Origin of the sequence: Clostridium sp. AM49-4BH, from assembly GCF_003478335.1 — a bacterium.
Taxonomy (GTDB): Bacteria; Bacillota; Clostridia; order Lachnospirales; family Lachnospiraceae; genus Butyribacter.
This window is the reverse complement of the sequence record NZ_QUFB01000004.1, coordinates 95773-112371: the sequence shown is the minus strand read 5'-3', so window position 1 is coordinate 112371 and position 16599 is coordinate 95773. Positions and strand designations below refer to the sequence as shown.

Annotated in this window: 16 protein-coding genes; all 16 read right to left on the bottom strand. The window is 45.4% G+C overall.

What is annotated here, in order from left to right:
• Window positions 1-209: 209 nt before the first annotated feature.
• On the bottom strand, window positions 210-1880 hold the full coding sequence (locus tag DW981_RS02360; protein WP_118506640.1) for a formate--tetrahydrofolate ligase: 1671 nt from the start codon (window positions 1878-1880) through the stop codon (window positions 210-212).
• Window positions 1881-1954: 74 nt separating this feature from the next.
• A complete protein-coding gene (locus tag DW981_RS02355; protein WP_118506639.1) occupies window positions 1955-2896 on the bottom strand; it encodes an ATP-grasp domain-containing protein in 942 nt (313 codons plus the stop codon).
• Window positions 2897-3031: 135 nt separating this feature from the next.
• Complete coding sequence (locus DW981_RS02345; RefSeq protein WP_118506637.1) at window positions 3032-3850, bottom strand: RimK family alpha-L-glutamate ligase; 819 nt, start codon at window positions 3848-3850, stop codon at window positions 3032-3034.
• Entirely contained in the window at window positions 3847-6810 is a 2964-nt protein-coding gene (locus DW981_RS02340; RefSeq protein WP_182434096.1) for a DNA translocase FtsK, read from the bottom strand. Before DW981_RS02340 ends, DW981_RS02345 begins: the two co-directional genes overlap by 4 nt.
• Before the next feature lie 13 nt (window positions 6811-6823).
• Window positions 6824-7699, bottom strand: coding sequence for an undecaprenyl-diphosphate phosphatase (locus DW981_RS02335; protein ID WP_118506635.1), 876 nt, complete (start codon window positions 7697-7699; stop codon window positions 6824-6826).
• A 123-nt stretch (window positions 7700-7822) separates the two neighbouring features.
• Window positions 7823-8488, bottom strand: coding sequence for an ATP-dependent Clp protease proteolytic subunit (locus DW981_RS02330; RefSeq protein WP_022025808.1), 666 nt, complete (start codon window positions 8486-8488; stop codon window positions 7823-7825).
• 75 nt (window positions 8489-8563) lie between these two features.
• Window positions 8564-8851 (bottom strand): Gx transporter family protein, encoded by a 288-nt coding sequence (locus DW981_RS16060; protein ID WP_347474489.1) that lies wholly within the window; start codon window positions 8849-8851, stop codon window positions 8564-8566.
• Window positions 8790-9056 carry a Gx transporter family protein gene (locus DW981_RS16055; RefSeq protein WP_347474487.1) on the bottom strand — a complete coding sequence of 89 codons (267 nt, stop codon included), beginning with the start codon at window positions 9054-9056 and terminating at the stop codon, window positions 8790-8792. The genes DW981_RS16060 and DW981_RS16055 overlap by 62 nt, the downstream gene beginning before the upstream one ends.
• Before the next feature lie 84 nt (window positions 9057-9140).
• On the bottom strand, window positions 9141-11237 hold the full coding sequence (locus DW981_RS02320) for a polyribonucleotide nucleotidyltransferase (RefSeq protein ID WP_022025810.1): 2097 nt from the start codon (window positions 11235-11237) through the stop codon (window positions 9141-9143).
• A 251-nt stretch (window positions 11238-11488) separates the two neighbouring features.
• Window positions 11489-11755 (bottom strand): 30S ribosomal protein S15, encoded by a 267-nt coding sequence (gene rpsO / locus DW981_RS02315; RefSeq protein WP_022025811.1) that lies wholly within the window; start codon window positions 11753-11755, stop codon window positions 11489-11491.
• A gap of 121 nt (window positions 11756-11876) precedes the next feature.
• On the bottom strand, window positions 11877-12455 hold the full coding sequence (locus tag DW981_RS02310; protein ID WP_118506634.1) for a 5-formyltetrahydrofolate cyclo-ligase: 579 nt from the start codon (window positions 12453-12455) through the stop codon (window positions 11877-11879).
• On the bottom strand, window positions 12456-12686 hold the full coding sequence (locus DW981_RS02305; protein ID WP_022025813.1) for a DUF896 domain-containing protein: 231 nt from the start codon (window positions 12684-12686) through the stop codon (window positions 12456-12458).
• A 90-nt stretch (window positions 12687-12776) separates the two neighbouring features.
• Window positions 12777-13499 (bottom strand): FAD-dependent protein, encoded by a 723-nt coding sequence (locus tag DW981_RS16050; protein WP_347474486.1) that lies wholly within the window; start codon window positions 13497-13499, stop codon window positions 12777-12779.
• Window positions 13500-13507: 8 nt separating this feature from the next.
• A complete protein-coding gene (locus tag DW981_RS16045; protein WP_347474485.1) occupies window positions 13508-14428 on the bottom strand; it encodes an FAD-binding protein in 921 nt (306 codons plus the stop codon).
• The gene (locus tag DW981_RS02295) at window positions 14425-15705 is read right to left on the bottom strand and encodes an aminoacetone oxidase family FAD-binding enzyme (RefSeq protein WP_182434095.1); all 1281 of its coding nucleotides are present in this window, start codon (window positions 15703-15705) and stop codon (window positions 14425-14427) included. Before DW981_RS02295 ends, DW981_RS16045 begins: the two co-directional genes overlap by 4 nt.
• Before the next feature lie 32 nt (window positions 15706-15737).
• Window positions 15738-16403: a BofC C-terminal domain-containing protein gene (locus tag DW981_RS02290; RefSeq protein WP_182434094.1), complete on the bottom strand. Its 666-nt coding sequence runs from the start codon at window positions 16401-16403 to the stop codon at window positions 15738-15740.
• Window positions 16404-16599 lie beyond the last annotated feature (196 nt).

Genomic DNA, 16599 nt, shown 5'->3' with positions numbered 1-16599 from the left:
GGTGCTGTTTGCAGCTAACTTCTTCTCCGCGAGATGCGCATCCTCGCGGAGCGTTTTTTGCTTTATAGGAAACGAGAAGTTTCCTATAAAGCAAAAAAGGCTGCCCCTTTCCACAAGATGTTCGGTAAAGGGACAGCCTTTTTAGCTGCTATTATGTTTGTAACATCATCAAAAACTACGGTTGTGCGATATATTCCACTACATTTCTTTTAGGAAAGACCAGTGATCACACCATCCTCGTTTACATCAATGCGCTCAGCCGCCGGATGAAGTGGCAATCCCGGCATTGTCATGACCGTACCGGTGATTGCAACGACAAATCCTGCTCCTGCGGACACATACACTTCACGTATCGTAATCTCAAATCCTTCCGGACGACCTAACTTCTTAGGATCATCAGACAGCGAATACTGATTCTTTGCCATACAGATCGGTGTATCGCCATACCCAAGACTCTCTAAACGGTCAATTGCTTTCGCTGCTGCAGGTGCATAATTAACCTTGCCGGCGCCATAAATTTCTTTCGCAATCTTCTCGATCTTTTCCCGAATAGATAACTCAGTATCATATAACGGTGTAAAATCGCTCTCTTTGGTTTCCAGCGTATGAATTACCTCTTTTGCCAAAGCAATGCCGCCTTCTCCACCTTTTTCCCATACTTCGGAAAGTGCAAAATCACAGCCTCTTTCTTTACAGAACTGCTCAATGTACTGAAGTTCTGCATCGGTATCCGTTACAAAACGGTTCAAAGTTACTACACATGGTACCTTGAACTTTGCAACATTCTCAATATGTTTCTCTAAGTTTACGATACCTGCTTTTAACGCTTCCAGATTCTCTTCACCAAGTTTTTCTTTGGCAACGCCGCCATTATATTTCAGGGCACGGACCGTAGCAACCAATACAACTGCATCCGGTTTCATGCCTGCCATACGACACTTAATATCAAAAAACTTCTCTGCACCAAGATCTGCACCAAAACCAGCCTCTGTAATGACGTAATCCGCTAATTTAAGTCCTGTCTTTGTTGCACGGACACTATTACAGCCATGTGCAATATTAGCAAACGGGCCACCATGTACTAACGCCGGTGTATTTTCAAGTGTCTGCACCATATTAGGCTTGATGGCATCCTTTAATAACGCTGCCATTGCTCCTACTGCATTTAACTGTCCTGCCGTTACCGGTTCACCGGCATAATTATAAGCTACGATAATACGAGACAAACGTTCCTTCAGATCTTTCATATTATCCGCAAGACATAAGATTGCCATGATTTCTGAGGCAACAGAAATAATAAAATGATCCTCGCGTACAACTCCATCTACCGGACGTCCAAGACCAACCACAATATTACGAAGCACACGATCATTCATATCCATACAGCGTTTCCACACGATCTGATTCGTATCGATCTGCAATGCATTGCCTTGCTTAATATGGTTATCCAACATGGCTGCCAACAAGTTATTGGCAGATGTAATTGCATGAAAATCACCGGTAAAATGAAGATTTAAGTCCTCCATCGGAACTACCTGGGCGTTACCGCCTCCTGCCGCTCCACCTTTGATACCAAAGCATGGTCCAAGAGATGGCTCGCGAAGTGCGATCACTGCCTTTTTGCCAAGCTTACCCATAGCCTGTCCAAGACCAACGGAAGTTGTTGTCTTGCCCTCTCCTGCCGGGGTAGGATTGATCGCTGTCACTAGGATCAGCTTTCCATCCGGGTTATCTTTTACTCTATCCCAAAGCTCATCTCCAAGCTTTGCTTTGTATTTACCATACATTTCTAATTCATCCTTCGGGATATTCAGCTGTTCTGCCACTTCCCAAATTGGAATCATATTGGCTGCCTGCGCGATTTCAATATCTGATTTCATGTACAAAATCCTCCATTCTCTTTCTCCTGCTCCTCATAGTCCCCTAAAAGTGACTAATCTTTATCCTATCATTTTTATAGTTTTTTGGCAAGCCACCCTACATAATCCGACACAATATCGTGATCACTGCAGGCGTACAACATACGGCATCCCACCATTTCTTCTAACTCATTAAATACCATGCATCCATTCTTCTCTAACAAAAAATCCACTCCGACAAACGCTAAGGCACTGCCTCCTAACGCCATAATATACTGTCTGACTAACTCTTTTGTCATATTGTCCAGAGGATACTCTCGCACAGACCCACCCAGGGAATAGTTCGAGCGAAAATCACCGGAACCCTGACGAAGTACCGCTGCATAAGGCTGTCCTCCTATAACATAGATGCGTATATCACGGCTGTCACTGTCTATCCATTCCTGGCACAACAACTTTCGGTTAAGAAGCGGTTGCAGTTTCTCCTGTGTTTTCTCTTCTTCATCCCATTCTTCCATAGATACCAGAAATACTTCGCTGCCGCCATGTCCACCAACCGATTTAAGCACTACATTATGTCCCATCAGACCGCATTTGTCCTGCCATTTCAATACTTCCCTTTTCAGCTTGATAAAAGCATTCTTCTTCCCATCCTCAATGGATACCTGTGTCATATCTGCCAGTCCGACCGCATACTGTGTCAGATCGATCACAGTGCTTTTTGGTATCTGTAGTGGGATCTTTGCTGACCACTTTTGTTTGAGTTTTTGCAAAGTCACCGCTTTATCATTCCCGGTATGAACGATATCACTAGAATGAAATACCAAAACTCCATGACATTCATAGAACAGACTGACTTCAGGATCTCTGGTCCGATTGATCACAAAATCCGGCAAGGGGGACGTTTTGTACTGATCCTTTGTCACCAAGCAAAATCTCAGACCATAGGCTTTTCCTGCCTGTGCAAACATAGACACAAAGCCACGGTTTTTCTCCCCTTCTGCTGTTTCATAAATCATATAACCTATGCGCTGCATTTATTCATCCTCTATGATTTCTCTCCTGTTTTCCTTCCAACACACGCTTAATATACTGCATGATCTTGTCTGCTGTATTTACCCCGGTACATTCTGCAATATTTCGAAAATGTGCATTGGAATTCACCTCACAGATCATATTTGCCGTTTTATTTTCACCACTTGCAAATAACAGATCAACGCCCGCAAAATCAAGCCCCAATGCAAGCACTGCGCGAACAGCAAGATCACATTCTTCCTGCGAAGCTCATAAGCTTCCATCTGCCCGCCATTCGATAAATTTGCACGGAAATCCGTTTTTGACCGACGCTTCATTGCTGCTACCACTTCTGTTCCTACAACCTGCAAACGCACGTCCACACCTGCACTCGCAGCAATAAACTTTTGATATAAAAATGGGGTGCCCGCCAATTTTTTCGTATACCTAAGTGCCTCTTCCCGGTCCTTTGCCAAATAAACCTGCCAGCCAAACGACCCAAAGCACTCTTTGATCACCATCGGATAGCCTATCTGCTTCTCGATCGAAGACAAAAAATCCACATCTGTATAACCCACAGCAGCAAACGTTAAGGGAGCAACAACAGATGGTATCAAGGAAAACGCCTCCTCCGATGCCTCTGTTAGCAACCGAAAAGTTTCACTCTTATCGTCACAAGCCGCAACCGCCTCAGGCGTGTTAAAGATCGGGATCCCCCGTTTTTGACAATAACGCTCCATCCATTTTGCCAAACGTATGTCTTTGTCCCAAAAAATAATAAACGAATATGACGCTAACTTTGCCTCATCAGATTCCATTCCATAGATTGCATGAAGCATAGCATTATCGCACAGATCCAGCCGTATTTCCTGCTGCCTTGCAGCTTCCCGCAGCCACTCATAATGCTCGACAAATTTACCGTTTTTTAGAAACGCATTTGTCACCAACAATCCCCGGATATTTTTTGTCGCTATCATACTCCATGCTCCTCCAGATCATCTACCATCCCTTGTAATGGATCTTGCTCTTCCGAGATCACATGCTCCGGATTTTCTAACATATCACTTGCAGAAAGTTCCTGTGCATAAGCTTCCAGCTCATCTGCTTCTGTTGCTGCATCGCCTCCTGACAGATATGCCTCAAACTGCTCCATCGTCATCAATACCTTTCTAGGCTTAGTGCCCTCTGCCGGACCGACTACTCCTGCTTGATGCAATTGGTCAATAATGCGTCCTGCACGATTAAATCCTATTGAAAAACGACGCTGTAATTGTCCTGCTGCCGCACGCTCTGATTCAATAACAAAACGTCCTGCATCGGCAAAATACTCATCAACATCCGGTTTTTCGGATACGGCTTCTGTCACTGTGCCATCCGACTCTTCCGTAATTGCTGTCACCTCATGATTGTATTCCGGCTCTTCATTTGCCTCACATAGAAATTCAACCACATCGCTGACTTCTTTATCCGAAACAAATGCGCCCTGCACACGTACCGGCTCCGATTCTCCCGATGGGAAAAATAACATATCACCTTTACCAAGCAGTTTCTCTGCTCCACCTTTGTCCAGTATCGTTCTGGAGTCAATGGCTGATGATACCGAGAATGCAATTCTCGATGGAATATTCGCTTTGATAACACCGGTGATGACATTTACCGATGGTCGCTGTGTTGCCAATACTAAGTGGATTCCCGCTGCACGTGCCAACTGAGCCAGTCTGCACACCGCATCCTCCACTTCTTTAGAAGCAACCATCATCAGATCAGCAAACTCGTCAACAATGATAACTAACGATGGCATTTTGGAATATCCTGCTTTTTCCGGATCCTCTACTGTCTTGATCTTTTGATTGTAACCGGAAATATTACGTACTCCCAGTTCTTTGAATAAATTGTATCGTTCCATCATCTCCCGCACCGCCCAATTAAGCGCAGATGCCGCTTCGCGTGGATCCGTCACAACCGGACAGAACAAATGCGGGATTCCATTATATACACTAAGCTCTACCACTTTCGGGTCAATCATGATCAGCTTGACATCAGATGGATCTGCCTTATACAAAATGCTCATGATCAGCGTATTGATACATACTGATTTACCGGAACCGGTCGCTCCGGCGATCAATAAATGCGGCATCTTGGCAATATCCGTCATAATGCGTTTACCGGCAATATCTTTACCAACCGCAAACGTAACCGGCGATTTTGCCTTACGGAAATCATCGCCCTCCAATAATTCTCGAAAATACACCGGACTTGGCTCCGGATTTGGCACTTCAATTCCAACCGCTGATTTTCCCGGGATCGGTGCTTCAATACGAACACTCGGTGCCGCTAAACTCAACTTAAGATCGTCGGTAAGATTAGTGATCTTATTTACTCGGACACCCTGTTCCGGGAGCACTTCAAAGCGGGTAACGGTTGGTCCACAGGTGACCGGTCCCATCGTCACGTTCACATTAAAGCTGCGCAGCGTATCCTGCAGTCTGGCTGCTGTCTCACGAAGCTCACTGTCGCTGACCCTTCCCGGTATCTCCTTTGGAACACTAAGCAATTCCACCGGAGGAAATTCATATGGTTTATGCTGTTCTTCACTCTGCTTTGCAGTCATTTTTTCCTTACCGGACGCAAAAGCATCTGCAATCTCCGCAGCGTTATAGGTAGAAACAGCGCCACTTCCTCCTCGCACCGTACTGCTCTCTGATTTTGTCGTTGAACGTTCTGCTTTATTCTGACTATTACGGTTTGTCCGACTTGTCTTTGCCGGTTTCTTCGGCTCTTCAGAAACCTTCTCTGTCATCGCCATTGCCTGTGTCATATTCTCCTTCGTTTCCGCAATGTAACTCTCAAGTGACTGCGTCGAAGGCTGCTCGTGTAACGGTGATGTGATCGTTTCCGACAACGGTTTATCAAACTTGCGTCGCAGTTCCTCACGATAGATCGGAATCTCCGAAGATGGCTCCACCGACATATGCTGTTCTTCCTGCTGCTCTTTTTGATGCTCTATCGACTCCTGTTCCTGCGCCTGCGTACGCACACTTTTCCCACTCGGTAATATCTCTTCCAGCTTTCCGGCTTTTTCTTTGGTTGTATTTGTATTTTTGCGATTTTCCTGTTCTTTTTCCTGCATTCGGTCTATCTGCTCATTCATCTGCTGCAAATTGACAGACTGCATTTGATGATCCGAGTATATCTTACGTCGTTTCGGTGGACGAACCTTGTAAGATGGCTCCGTGTAATCTTCTTCTTGACGGATCACCTCATAGGCTTCTCCCATCTCCTGATAATAGGCATTTCGCTTGCGCAGCATTGCCATCCATTCAATTCCATAAAATATGTAAATGCTAACTAATAATAATGCGCCTAATACGCAATAACCACCCACTTCACCCAGTACACGGAATACTCCTAAGTCGATGTATTTGCCAACAATACCACTGCCCGTCAATCCCATTAACGCCAACACGATTACCGTACCACTGGCAATTCTGCGCGGTACGCGTTTGTCTCCCGGATTTACGATCGAAAAAATAACAGCAAGAACGATTGCCATCGGAATCATCCATGCCGTCCAGCCAAATAATTTCATAAAGATGTTTTTTATTACCGCTCCAAATTGTCCGGCAAGCCCAAAGAAACTCACATAGCATAGCACTAACACAGCACAATTGAGCAAAATCGTCATTCCCTGCTCAAATGCGATATGGTCCTGATACTCGTTCATTTCTTCAATCGTGCGTCGACGATATGTATTCGTCCCGGTGCGACTCGCTTTCGATGTACTGCCGCTTCCATTCTTCTTGTGAGCCGTCGTTTTAGACGTTGTCCTGCCAGACGGCTTGGTACTATGTACTGCCTTTACTCCGCTTGGCGTTTTTTTGGCACTTCGCCCTCCGCTGCCTGCCTTTTTCTTTGCCGCAGATGTCTTTGCTGCCATGACACTCCTCCAATTATCTGAATATTCCATAGCCGACCGTGATCAGTCCTACGATCGCACAATAAACTGCAAATATTTTATATTTCTTTCCCTGTATCAAACGCATCATAATGCAGATTGACAAATATCCTACTATTGCGGAAATAACTGTCGCCACTGCACATGCCGGTACTGCTGACGCCTGCAGTGGAGCCTTAGCAACATCTTTTAACTCCAACACGACCGCGCCTAAAACAGCCGGGATCGACATAATAAAAGAATATTTCACAGCAAACTTCTTTTCAAAACCGCAAAGCAGACAAGCTGTGATCGTCGTTCCGGAACGCGACAGCCCCGGCATTGTTGCGATTCCCTGTGCAACACCGATCAATCCTGCATTGACATACGACGCCTCTCTTGGTCGTTTTGTTCCTTCATCTGCATAATCTGCAATAACCAAAAATACAGAAGTGATCAACAGACAGATGCCCGGAACGATCAACATAGTTCCTGCAAGTTCCACCGTATCCTTAAATAAGATGCCGATCACGCCTGTCGGAATCGTAGACACGATCACTAACATAACAAACTTTCGATAAGCTGTCCGAACAATTTTGTGATAATGACGCTCATTCCCACGAAATCCTGAGAACCAAATTCCGATATTTGCAAATACGTCTCCTACAATATGTAATCCTTCCACGATCATCTTCAAAATATCATGTCGGAATGCTACAAAAATAGCAAATAATGTTCCAAAATGCAGCATAACATCAAAGAAAAGGCCACCGCCCTCTAAGTCTATGTGCATGATCTCTTTCAAAATAACCAAATGCCCGGAACTGCTTATTGGTAAAAACTCTGCAAGTCCCTGAACAATACCTAATATAATCCCCTTCCAAACTGGCATATCCATCCTCATTTCTGTACGCAATCTTTACAGCTTCCCCCGCGCTCTGCGCACCTGAACACAACGGGTTATGTAAACTACTATAATGAGCCGTCTTATAGCTCATTATAGCATACCCTCATATCAACTGCAAATGTCTGTTCTGTTTTTGGCAATGCGCTGCTGCAATTCCTGCAGTGCTTCATGAATACCGCCCACACATTGATACAAGCCTGCCTCTACCGCCTGCCTGCCGACCAAGATTGTGCCCAGATCTCTGCTCAATATACCCGGAGTGATCATCCACTGTTCGATCGTATCCTCACTCACGTTAGAATGGGCGGCAATGAATCCGGTGATCCGTTCCTGTATCAAACGAAAATACTCATATGTCTGCGGTGCTCCAAGCACCATTCCGCTCATGCGTACCGGATGAATGATCACTGTCGCCGATGGGGCGATCACTGTGTAATCTGCCGCAACTGACAATGGCACTCCGATCGAATGGCTGTCTCCCACAACAAGCGCTACTGTTGGCTTGGATAAACCGGCGATCATCTCTGCCAACGCAAGTCCACAGGACACATCTCCACCTACCGTATTGATCAAAAATAATATGCCATCCAATTTGTCACTCTGCTCTAACGACGCCAAGATCGGGAGCATATGCTCATATTTTGTCGTTTTGGTCTGGCTGGAAGCCGATTCATGTCCTTCAATCTCTCCAATGATCGAGACCAGCTGCATTCTCACCCCCGTCTCTTCATTCACCAGCAAACGCATTCCATATTCTTTTAGTACCTCGTCCATCTGCACACACCTCACTTTTCTGTTTCGTCTCTTGTAGTATGCGCCAAACAGATTTCTATTATACGGTTCTTGTGTTTATGTATCGATCCTGCGATAGATCCTCGCTCCTAATATGCCAATTGCCGCACCTGCCAGAGTCCCGGCAACAAGAAGAACCGGCATATAATAAATAATTTTTGCAGTCTGCATCACGTATGCCGCAACCAAAAGCTGCCCGACATTGTGCATCACGCCGCCGGCAATGCTGATCCCATATATCGAAAACTTTTCTGTTTTTTTCAAAACAAACATAACTGCAAAACTAAGTACCCCCCCCCGCAAAGCTATACAGCATCGTAGACAAACTGCCAAAAGTGACCCCACATAGTACAATACGGCAGACAGCCACTCCGAATGCTATCCCACCACCGAACTGATACAACGCAAATAGTGTTACCACATTCGATAATCCAAGCTTAATTCCGGGAATACCTAATGATATAGGTATCAATGATTCCAAATAGCTAAGGACCATAGCAAGAGCCACTAACACTCCTACGCCTGCAATTTTATGAGATTTTGTATCCATCTTCGTTTCTCCTCAACTATAGAAAAAGGATTGCCATACGAACATCCTATGACAATCCTTACAATCTACTGCATAAATAAAAGATTATAACTGATCTTTTACATCTTTAATGCTGAAGCTGGTACGTCCCATCTTATCCTTACCTAAGCATACCACTTTTACATGATCTCCAAGGGTAAGAACATCCTCAACATGATTGATACGCTCATTTGCAATCTTAGAAATGTGAACCATTCCTTCTTTGCCCGGAGCGAACTCAACAAATGCACCGAACTCCTTGATGCTGACAACATCACCCTCTAAGATCTGTCCCTCATAATAATCTGTTGTGATGATCTGGATCAAGCGAATTGCCTCCTGCATCATCGCTTCATCTTCGCCACAAACAGAAACGGAACCGTCATCTGTAATATCGATCTTCACACCGGTACGCTCGATCAATGTATTGATCGTCTTACCACGCTGACCAACAACATCGCCAATCTTCTGCGGATCGATCTGAATCTGAACGATCTTCGGAGCATATGTGCCCACTTTCTCACGAGGTGCACCGATTGCCGGAAGCATAACCTCATTCAAAATGTACATTCTTGCCTCACGTGTGCGGCGAATTGCCTCCTCAACGATCGGTCTTGTAAGTCCATGAATCTTAATATCCATCTGGATCGCTGTAATACCATCTTTGGTACCTGCCACCTTAAAGTCCATGTCACCGAAGAAATCCTCTAAGCCCTGAATATCTGTCAATACCAGATATTCATCGTCTGTATCACCGGTTACCAATCCACAGGAAATACCTGCAACCGGTTTCTTGATCGGTACACCTGCTGCCATCAATGACATTGTAGATGCACAAATACTTGCCTGAGAAGTTGATCCGTTGGATTCAAAAGTCTCAGAAACAGTACGGATTGCATATGGGAACTCTTCCTCACTTGGAAGTACCGGAACAAGAGCTCTCTCTGCCAATGCACCATGTCCGATCTCACGACGTCCAGGTCCGCGGCTAGGTTTTGTCTCACCAACAGAATAAGACGGGAAGTTATAATGATGCATATAACGCTTGCTTGTCTTATTTGGATCTAATCCATCAACACGCTGGCACTCAGAAAGCGGTGCAAGCGTTGTGATCGTACAGATCTGTGTCTGTCCACGTGTAAACATCGCAGAGCCATGTACTCTCGGTACAAGATCAACCTCTGCTGCAAGCGGACGGATCTGATCGATCGCACGTCCATCCGGACGTTTGTGATCTACTAAGATCATCTTACGAACTGTCTTCTTCTGATACTGATATACAGCCTCATCAAGGATCTCTAACCAATCCTCTTTATCCGCAAATGCCTCTGCTAACTTCTCAGTTACAAGACGAACATTTTCTTCTCTTGTCTGCTTATCGTCAGAAAATACTGCCTCTTCCATCTCTGCCGGAGGAACGATCTCTTTGATCGCTGCAAACATCTCCTCAGGGATCGCACAGCTTGTATACTCATGTTTTGGCTTGCCGACCTCAGCAACGATCTGATCAACAAACTGAATAATCGTCTGGTTTACTTCGTGACATTTATAGATCGCTTCGATCATCTTGTCCTCCGGGAGCTCATTCGCACCAGCTTCGATCATAATAACTTTTTCACGGGTAGAAGCTACGGTCAAACGCAGATCTCCGTTATCCCACTGCTCCTGATTTGGATTGACGATAAACTCACCATCCACAAGTCCCATCTGTGTTGTAGCACAAGGACCTGCAAAAGGAATATCAGAAATACTTGTTGCCACTGCAGAACCGATCATAGCAACTAACTCCGGACGACACTCCGGATCTACGGAAAGTACCAGATTGTTCAAAGAACAGTCATTGCGGTAATCCTTCGGGAACAACGGACGCATTGGTCTATCGATAACACGTGCTGTAAGTACTGCATTCTCAGAAGCCTTACCTTCACGTTTATTAAATCCTCCCGGAATCTTTCCAACGGAATACATCTTCTCTTCAAACTCTACAGACAATGGGAAAAAATCGATTCCCTCGCGTGGCTTATCGGATGCTGTAGCCGTACATAATACAGTTGTGTCTCCATAGTGCATCAATGCTGCACCGTTTGCCTGCTTAGCAACTCGTCCAATATCAATTGATAAAGTTCTGCCTGCAAGCTCCATTGAATAAGTCTTGTATGACATATATTAACCTCATTTCCGTGCTGTAAAATATACTCGGCACAAGGCAGGCACAGCACACTCCCTGTCTCGTCCGGATGCAGGCATAGCCGAAACAACTGAAAAAACGACCTGCTCAGATTATCTTTTCAGAAGTCTCGGAAACCGCCTGCACACTATCTGTATAATTATATCATGGAACCATATGATATGCAACAGCAAAAAACCGGTTGTGCAATCTATACACAACCGGCCGATACAAGCCATTACTTTGATTATTTTCTAAGACCAAGCTTCTCGATCAATGCACGATATCCTTCAAGATCTTTCTTCTGAAGATATGCAAGAAGGTTACGTCTCTGACCGATCATCTTCAACATACCACGTCTGGAATGATGATCTTTCTTATTAACCTTTAAGTGCTCTGTCAACTCACGGATACGCTCTGTTAAGATAGCAATCTGTACTTCCGGTGAACCTGTATCCTCTGGAGTACGTCCATAAGTCTTGATGATTTCTGCTTTCTTCTCTTTACTGATCATAATAAAATCCTCCTATCAATTATTTTCTCCAATCACTAAGAAATGGACGGAGTGACCACTTTCTGAGTGACGGTATTAACAACTTTCACATATTAACACAAAACCGATTGCCTGTAAAGTGTTATCCGAAAAAATTTATTCCCTTTTCTGTCATAAGCGCATCCAATGCAACATCATGCTCCTGTGCTTCCATCCGCTGCACAAGTTGAAACGAAAATGCATAACCGATCTTGAGTACTCCTCCGGCATTCGGTTGACACAATCCATATTCCGCAAAGTAGCGGTCATAAAATCCGGCACCATACCCGACCCGGTAACCTCTTTCATCATAAGCAAGCCCCGGCACCAGCATAACTCCATCTTCTGCCCGAACCGGCTCCGCACCAGCCGGCTCTAATATCCCCATGGCGCCTCTGTGCAGATCGTTCATTGCCCTTGCTTCATAAAACTGCATCCGATTTCCTTCCACGCGAGGCACTGCCACTGCTATTTCCGGCAGTTCTTTCCACACTCTCTGCAATAACTGAAGTGTATCGATCTCTGTACGGCAGGACACAAATGGATAGAACCGGCGAGGTCTCTTCTGACGTAAGAAAGCCATCATATGATCTACTGCCTGCTGCTCTGCTGCCTCTCTCTTATCCCCTGTTAGTTCGGCACGCATGGCACGCATTTGTCCACGAAGCTCTTCCTTGGTCAATTAATGTCCCTTCTTTCTCTCTTTCGCTGCCATTTCCTTACCAAGATCTCTTGTCGTTCCGTCCGGATTGACAATCGTTACATTGTTTAATTGCGCACGCAGATTATTTTTGACGGAGTCGATATACTCTTTGCGCAATTTCTGCTGTTCTGCCTTTTCTTCTGCCGTCAATCCTTCTGATTTTGATTTGTGATACAATTCGTTAATTCTTGCAATTTTCTTATCATCCATATTTTCCTACATTCCTTTCTATGATCTTTTGCTCTAAATATGCTGCACATATGTTGTTCAAACAGTAACTTCCGGTATGAGAAATTTCCGTTACTTCTTCTTTTCTCCCAATTGCAACAGAAGCTGTTCTGCCACTTTCAGCCCATCCATCGCCGCCGAAGTAATTCCTCCCGCATAACCGGCACCCTCACCGCATGGGTAAACCCCTTCATAATTTGCCTGCAGCGTATCATCCCGTATAATGCGGATTGGAGATGACGTTCTCGTCTCCACGCCGGATACGATCGCATCCGCTCTTCCAAATCCATGGATACGTCTTTCAAACTGCGGAATGCTCTCCGCAATGGCATCGCCAATCTCTTTTGGTAAAATACTTCGCACATTGGTAAGCGTATATTCCCCACACAGACACGGCGTCACTTCGCCAAGTGCTGTACTTTCCCGGTTCTGTAGAAAATCCCCTAATAGCTGTACCGGAATCCTTCCTTGCCCCTGCTCATAGGCGGCCTGTTCCAACCGACGTTGAAACTGCATACCGTCAAACAGCCCCTCGCCAAAATCTTCCGGTCCCACCGTTACGACAATGGCGCTGTTCGCATTGGCTCCGTCTCTGGCATATTCACTCATACCATTGACTACCAGCCTTCCACACTCCGAAGAGGCATTGACAACCTGTCCTCCCGGACACATGCAAAAAGAATACACGCCTCTGCCATCCGATGTTGTATTGGTCAGTTTATATGAAGCCGGTGGAAGAATCTTAGCCGCCTCTCCATACTGCGATAAACCGATCATCTCCTGTGGATGTTCCATCCGCACGCCTACAGCAAATGCCTTAGCTGCATAACAACGCCCTGTTCTTTAAGCTCTATAAACGTATCTCTTGCACTATGTCCTGTGGCAAGTATCACGGTCTCACACGCCATCTGCGAAATTCTGCCCGCCTGTTCATATTCCACGCCACAAATGCGGTCCCCCTGCAAGAGAAACCTCACAAAACGCGTGTCAAAATGCACCGTTGCGCCCAGCGCTAAGATCTCTTCCCGGATCGACCGTACTACCTCTCGAAGTTTATCGGTTCCGATATGCGGTTTCTGCATATACAAAATCTCTTCCGGTGCTCCATGCGCCACAAAACATTCCAGCACTTTTCGGTTTCTGCCGGAAGGATCCTTTACCATCGTATTGAGTTTGCCGTCTGAAAAGGTTCCGGCTCCGCCTTCCCCAAACTGCACATTACATTCCGGATCCAGCTCTCCTGTCTGCCAAAAATGATCCACCTTGCGCCTTCGCACATCGACATCGCTTCCCCGCTCCAAAATAACCGGTTTTAACCCGGCTCTCGCCAACTCTAATGCAGCAAATAAACCTGCCGGTCCCATGCCGACCACAACCGGAGCACTGATCGTATCTGCAAAGGTAACAACTTTTCTTTGCTTTGATGCTTTCACCAAAGTAACTTTCGATTGAAATGCTTTCTGCTGCAACAGCTTATGTTCGCCATCCAGACAAAGCGTCACGGTATAACTGAACACGATTGCATCCTTATGCCTCGCATCGATGGAACGCCGTTTCACCGTCAAATCCCGCAATTGTGATTCTTTGCGGTGCAATAACTTTGCCGCCGCCTTGCGTACCAATGCATATTCAGACTCCGTCAATATACCACGACGAAGTGCTTCGGCAGGCACCTCCTGTTGTACCTTGGCCAACGGTACTTTTATCTGTGTGATCTGTATCATGATCTACTCCTTATCTTTGTTTTTAATGCACACGCCGCACTCTGCCCTGCCAAATGTCCACTAGACCAAGCCCACTGCAGATTGTAGCCGCCACAGATCCCATCAACATCCGCCAGTTCTCCGGTAACATATATTCCCGGATACTTGATCAGTTCCAAAGTGTCAGCCTGCAGTTCGCTTAAAGCCACGCCTCCGGTTGTAACCTGCGCCTTGTCGAAATCACTCACCTTCCGGATATGTAATTTTTTGCCTTTGATCTGATCTGCCAGATCGTTTCGCCATCTGTCCTCCTGCAATATTTCAGCTCCATCTCCAGGGCTCTTATGCAATGCCTGCAACAATGCTTTCGCTAATTTATCCGGAAGCATACCGTCCAAAACATCCCCCAGACTTCTTCCAACTCCATAGGTATTAACCCGGCGCAACAGTTCTTCCATAACCTGTTCTTTGGTATGATCCGGCATAACATCAAGTTTTAAATAGGGTTCTTTTCCTTGGTACAAGAGGCGGGAAACTCTTCCGCTGATCTGAAATACCGGAATACCGGAAATCCCTTTGGCAACCATCTGTATCTCTCCGATATCTTCTGCCAGTCTGCTGCCCTCACACCACAGTTCGACCTGTCCCATAATTCGGACACCACTCCATAATTTACAGCAGGCATCATCGAGTTCGATCGATGTCAATGCCGGCAATGGCGGTACGATCGCCACTCCAAGTTCCTGCAGCATACGATAACCATCTCCGGTCGTACCCTGTGCAGGAGCCGCACTGCCGCCAACTGCTAATATCAGTTTACGTACAAGATATTTATCGCGGTCCGTCTGTACTTCATAACCGGTAATATTCTGACCGGACAGATCCTTTCTCGGAATGATCCGCTGCAACGTTTCGTCACAATGAACCTCCACCTTATACCGATCCATCTCGCGCTCTAACATAGCTCGTACCGAAGCCGCCTGCCCGGATAACGGATAATAATAACCATCACGTTCTTTTGACATCACACCGCTTTCCCAAAAATAATCAATGACTTTTTGGTGATCAAACCGCTGTAGCACCATTTGAACTAACGTATCATCACTGCTGTGATAACAGGATATTTCCTGATTTCGATTCGTAAAATTGCAGCGTCCGTTCCCGGTCGCTAAAATCTTTTTACCCGGTTTATTTTTCTTTTCGATCACGGTAACATTAGCGCCCAGCTTTGCAGCCTCAATCGCTGCAACCATTCCGGACGCACCGCCTCCCGCCACAAGTACAGGTATGCTTCGCATCTTCATCCTCCCTGTTCCTTTTATTACTGCTCTTATGAAGAATAATTTTCCAATAAGCCATATAAGGCATCTTCATCTTTTACTTCAATGCCATTTTTTAATGACATCTGCTCCTCTTTCGACAAAGTATCCGTAGATATTCCGGTATATTCATAAACCGTCTTCTGGTCACCATAATAGACAACCACTTCTCCATCTACTGCGATCAAATAATAACGATATTTTACTTTTGAAGGATCATAAATTTTTCGCACAATGATCCGATCTTTCGAAAATGTTGTGATCCCTATACTTTGCAAACCATTTAAGAACTCCTCCACCGGAAGATTCTGCATATACTTTTTGAAATAGCCATCTGCTTCTTCCCTGTTAAAACCAACTAATTCCTCCGGAATCGTTTCGTATTCTGTCGTGGTCTGGTCTTTCACTTTGTCGTAATTTTCAATCTGATACACCGTATTAACCGATAACATTTCCTCTGTGTTTGCCACCGGAAGCCCCTCTGACAGATCTTCGAATTTGACCTCGACCTGTTTAGAAACTTCTTTTTGTACGGCTCCGGCAATCTCCTCACGATATGACCGGCTAAGCTGCGTATACTTTCCCATCGCTGCACGATAACAATAATAATTCATTAACACAACGACTGTCAATGCTCCAAATGCCGCACTCCAATATAAAAATCTGCGTTTTCTCATTCTTGTTTCCTCCTTACTAAGCATCCACACTTAGATCACTGCCCTGTTTGGACCGTATTAGATGTCTTAGTACCATTTTCCCACGAAACAAGAAAGATATACCCTTATCCCGACATAACTACCAATTCAACGCTCTATAGTTAAAATTGCCACAAATTTCTGTCTGCTCAATATAATGGCAACCGGTTACCTGCCA

Coding starts and splice junctions, on each gene's coding strand:
- DW981_RS02345 (WP_118506637.1), bottom strand. CDS start 3,850: ATGATAGCGACAAAAAATATCCGGGGATTGTTGGTGACAAATGCGTTT.
- DW981_RS02355 (WP_118506639.1), bottom strand. CDS start 2,896: ATGCAGCGCATAGGTTATATGATTTATGAAACAGCAGAAGGGGAGAAA.
- DW981_RS16050 (WP_347474486.1), bottom strand. CDS start 13,499: ATGGAACATCCACAGGAGATGATCGGTTTATCGCAGTATGGAGAGGCG.
- rpsO (WP_022025811.1), bottom strand. CDS start 11,755: ATGATCAGTAAAGAGAAGAAAGCAGAAATCATCAAGACTTATGGACGT.
- DW981_RS02330 (WP_022025808.1), bottom strand. CDS start 8,488: ATGGACGAGGTACTAAAAGAATATGGAATGCGTTTGCTGGTGAATGAA.
- DW981_RS02340 (WP_182434096.1), bottom strand. CDS start 6,810: ATGGCAGCAAAGACATCTGCGGCAAAGAAAAAGGCAGGCAGCGGAGGG.
- DW981_RS02290 (WP_182434094.1), bottom strand. CDS start 16,403: ATGAGAAAACGCAGATTTTTATATTGGAGTGCGGCATTTGGAGCATTG.
- DW981_RS02305 (WP_022025813.1), bottom strand. CDS start 12,686: ATGGATGATAAGAAAATTGCAAGAATTAACGAATTGTATCACAAATCA.
- DW981_RS02320 (WP_022025810.1), bottom strand. CDS start 11,237: ATGTCATACAAGACTTATTCAATGGAGCTTGCAGGCAGAACTTTATCA.
- DW981_RS16045 (WP_347474485.1), bottom strand. CDS start 14,428: ATGATACAGATCACACAGATAAAAGTACCGTTGGCCAAGGTACAACAG.
- DW981_RS02335 (WP_118506635.1), bottom strand. CDS start 7,699: ATGCCAGTTTGGAAGGGGATTATATTAGGTATTGTTCAGGGACTTGCA.
- DW981_RS02360 (WP_118506640.1), bottom strand. CDS start 1,880: ATGAAATCAGATATTGAAATCGCGCAGGCAGCCAATATGATTCCAATT.
- DW981_RS02295 (WP_182434095.1), bottom strand. CDS start 15,705: ATGCGAAGCATACCTGTACTTGTGGCGGGAGGCGGTGCGTCCGGAATG.
- DW981_RS16055 (WP_347474487.1), bottom strand. CDS start 9,056: ATGGATACAAAATCTCATAAAATTGCAGGCGTAGGAGTGTTAGTGGCT.